This is a genomic window from Oscillibacter sp. KLE 1745 (genome assembly GCF_000469445.2).
In the GTDB taxonomy this organism is placed as follows: Bacteria; Bacillota; Clostridia; order Oscillospirales; family Oscillospiraceae; genus Oscillibacter; species Oscillibacter welbionis.
Genome location: NZ_KI271768.1, coordinates 73,357 through 77,111 on the forward strand (window position 1 = coordinate 73,357; position 3,755 = coordinate 77,111).

The following is a 3,755-nucleotide window of genomic DNA, read 5'->3' on the forward strand; positions in this document are numbered from 1 at the left end:
CAAGAAGACGCCTCTTCTGCGGTCCATGGACGAGGTCAGCCGCCAGGCGGTCCGCATCCTCCGGCTCTTCGGCGACACAGAGACGAAGCGGGTCACTGCCCAGGTAGGGCCGGAGCAGGAGTATTTTCTGATTGACAAGGCCCTCTATGAGAAGCGGGAGGACTTGCGAATGTGCGGCCGGACCCTGTTCGGCGCAAAGCCCCCCAGGGGGCAGGAGCTGGAGGACCATTACTTCGGTGCCATCCGCCCCAGAGTGGCCGCGTATATGAAGGATCTGGATGAGACGCTCTGGGCTCTCGGCGTCCTGTCTAAGACCAAGCACAACGAGGTAGCCCCTGCTCAGCATGAGATGGCGCCGGTGTTCTCCGATGCCAACTCCGCCTGCGACCAGAACCAGCTGGCCATGGAAATGATGAAGAAGGTGGCCGACCGCCACGGACTGGTGTGCCTGCTCCATGAGAAGCCCTTCGCGGGCGTCAACGGCTCCGGCAAGCACGACAACTGGTCCCTCTCCACCGACACGGGCAAGAACCTGTTCAAGCCCGGCTCCACCCCCCGGCAGAATGCCCAGTTCCTGCTGTTTTTGGCGGCCTTCGTCAAAGGTGTGGACGACTACCAGGACTTTCTCCGGGCCACGGTGGCCTTCCCCGGCAACGACCACCGGTTGGGCGCCCAGGAGGCACCGCCCGCCGTGCTCTCCATCTTCCTGGGAGACGAGCTCTCCGCTGTGGTGGACTCCATCATCAACGACACGGACTTCCAGAGCACCGGCAAGCGGACGCTGAAGATCGGCGTGGACTCCCTGCCCGCTATCCCCCAGGATAACACGGACCGCAACCGCACCTCCCCCATGGCCTTTACCGGCAACAAGTTCGAGTTCCGGATGCTGGGCTCCTCCCAGTCCATCTCCGGTCCAAACATCACCCTGAACACCATCATGGCCGAGGAACTGGAACAGTTTGCTGACGAACTGGAGGCATCCCGGGACTTCCAGGCCGACCTGGAGAAGCTGATCCGTCGGGTATTCACCGAGCATCAGCGGATCATCTTCAACGGCAACGGCTATGACGAGGCCTGGCTGAAGGAGGCCGGGAAACGTGGCCTCTCCAACCTGACCTCTACCGCTGACGCTCTGCCCATGTACACCGCTCCCAAAAACGTGGATCTGTTTGTCAAGCACGGCATCTACACCAAGGAGGAGATCGAGGCCCGGGCGGAGATCCATATTGAGAACTACTCTACGGTCATCTGTATCGAGGCCCGGACCATGACGGACATGATCCGCCGCCAAATCCTACCCGCCGTCTCCGCCTTTGCCGGGGACCTGTGCAGCCGGGCCGGTACCAAAAAGGACCTGGGTGCCTGCTGCCAGTATGAGGTCAGCACTGCCTGCCAGATCGGCAGCTTGACGGATGCCCTGATGGCCGCCTCCGACAAGCTGGAGACGGACCTGTCTGCAATTCCCGCGGACGCTGCGGAAGCTATGCGATACAGCCATGATGTGTTGATCCCCGATATGGATACCGCCCGGCGGGCCGCCGATCAGCTGGAGACCCTCACCAGCTCTGACCGCTGGCCCTTCCCCACCTACTCCGACCTGTTGTTCTCTGTCTGATCCGCAGCACAGTATTCGGCCCGGGGGCGGGAATTGCGGCGGCCTCCCCGGGTCGGCTGCCGGTGGCGGGGTGAATGTCGCCCTCCAGAAGTCTGGCCCATGTCTGGCCCCGGCCTTGGGCACCAGGGCCCCCTGACGGCACGGGGCGATATTTGTCATAAAAGGCGGGCAACAACCGGCCCGGGCCTTTTATGCGTACATCGGGTTTCTGAATGGCAAAGCCCACCCGGCACCGGAAGCAGAACTGCCGGCCCCGGACATCCAGCCCGATGTGGAGCCAATAGGCTCCTGCCCCTGTTCCTACCGTAGGCAGGCCCCCTTGTATTCCGGGAGTTCATTGCCGCGGCGGAGGCCAATCAAGAGGCACAGCGACTTTTCAATTCTGAACCTGCCATTTCATGCACGGCACAGCCCTGTCCACCCAAATTGGTGGACAGGGCTGTGCTTTGGGATAACCAATCGTTTATAGCAGCACCGCGCAGTCTGTGTCCGGCCCCTTGTTGGCAAAGTGATGTCGTGACCATCTCCAGAGAGGAACGCCTTCGGAGTCGCTCTGCCAAATCGGGCGGGCACTCCAATGCCCCCTTATGGAGAGGACTCAGTGCCAACACCTGGGCCAGAATGTTGCCGCTCTCGTTGGTGGAGGCGTCAATCACCGCTCCCAAGGAAAAACACATCCTGTTCCCGGTCCCTCCTATCGCAGGAAGGCAGGTCCAGGGTCCCTTCCCGGGGCAGGCCGGACACCCGGTTTTCCCCAGCCTCGTCCAGGGGAAAGCTGGTGCAGATACCCTCGGCAGACAGGCCTCTCCCTCCCGAAGTGCCATGCCGTTTTCATTTTGGAAGCGGGCGGAGATCGTCACCGTCTCTTCAGACGGATCCGGAAACGGCTCGTATTCCAGTACCGTGACGGGGCCCGGTCTCCCCACCGGAGGATGTCTCCATCTCTTCACATCCAGTCGGCAGCAGGCACACCAGCAAAGCAGTGGGCAGCTGCACCCGCATTTTCAAATAGCTCAACGTTGACTCCGCCCCCTTGTCCAGTGGGATCTTCTGGCATTATGATGGCAGGGCTTCTCAAAACGGACCATATTCTCTGGCGGGTCATGGAGGCGTAGCCCTCCATACTGTCCGGTTATTTCGCGCAGGATTGCCCCGCCCCCGGAACCGGCGCGGGGCGCTTTCCTCCTATGGAAGCTGTGGCTCAGGCGTCATCTTGGGCCTGTCCGGTTTCTTTTTCCACATCGCGCCATCAATCTAGCCAAAATCTCTTGAAAAGTAGTGGCGACATCGGGATTCCAGGCTTTTCCATCCGGGTTGGAGCGCCTTTTTCCTGCCTCCCAGTCCGCCTTTTACAGACAATGCAGCAGTCTGATCGGTGAAAATGGGAAGCTCCCGGCTGTTATGCCGCAACAGTTTGCAGGGATAAAGCATTTCCTTTTGGGATAAACAAATGATGCACTTCAAACTCCCCGCACAGCATAATGAGACACCGGGATTCAGATCTAAAAACTTGGACTGTTTGCAACCGATCAGCATACAAACAATTGCTTTAACTTGAGCCCATTAAATATATAGAGATATTTTTGCCAAACGTTATCGTATTGACGCAAAATGTGTAATGAGCCCCATCACCGAGTGATGGAACTCCCAATATGCCGATGTTGTTTAGATTGGATAAAAAGCTGACAGCAGCAGTTGGAACATGCTGCTGTCAGCTTATGATATCACATTTCCAGTTTTGTAAAGCTCGTATCTCCAGTGCAAACAGCCCGGATATAGTCACAGGGGTGCATAGTTCGCTCCAGAACAATCAGCCACTCTCCGTCGATTTTCCGCACATGGAAATCGCTGAGATTGATGGCCTTTTCTCCCTCCAGTTTCTGGCCGGTGGGTGCGCCGTAGATGCTGTACGCTTTGTTGGTTCCGGTAAAATAATACCGCATCCAGACCCGATACTCCTCTTCCCTGCTGGGAACTGCAAAGATGTCCGCAATATGCACCTGCAGATCTGGGAAGGCGGCGCACAGATTCATGGTCTCGTGCTCCACTTCTTCGATGCTGTGCAGGACAAAACCGTTCTCGCGATACAGCTCAATGTCATCGGAATAAATATCATAGACGCAGCCGAACATCTTGTGGT

2 protein-coding genes are annotated in these 3,755 nt (G+C 58.2%); one reads left to right on the top strand and one right to left on the bottom strand.

Features of this window, described 5'->3' with window-relative positions; genetic code table 11:
* A partial coding sequence (locus HMPREF1546_RS16330) for a glutamate--ammonia ligase catalytic domain protein (protein ID WP_021752144.1) occupies positions 1-1,615 on the top strand: 1,615 nt, incomplete at its 5' end.
* A 1,724-nt stretch (positions 1,616-3,339) separates the two neighbouring features.
* Here HMPREF1546_RS16330 and HMPREF1546_RS16335 read toward each other — a convergent pair.
* Positions 3,340-3,755 (bottom strand): ester cyclase (locus tag HMPREF1546_RS16335; RefSeq protein ID WP_021752147.1); only part of this gene is annotated, 416 nt, incomplete at its 5' end.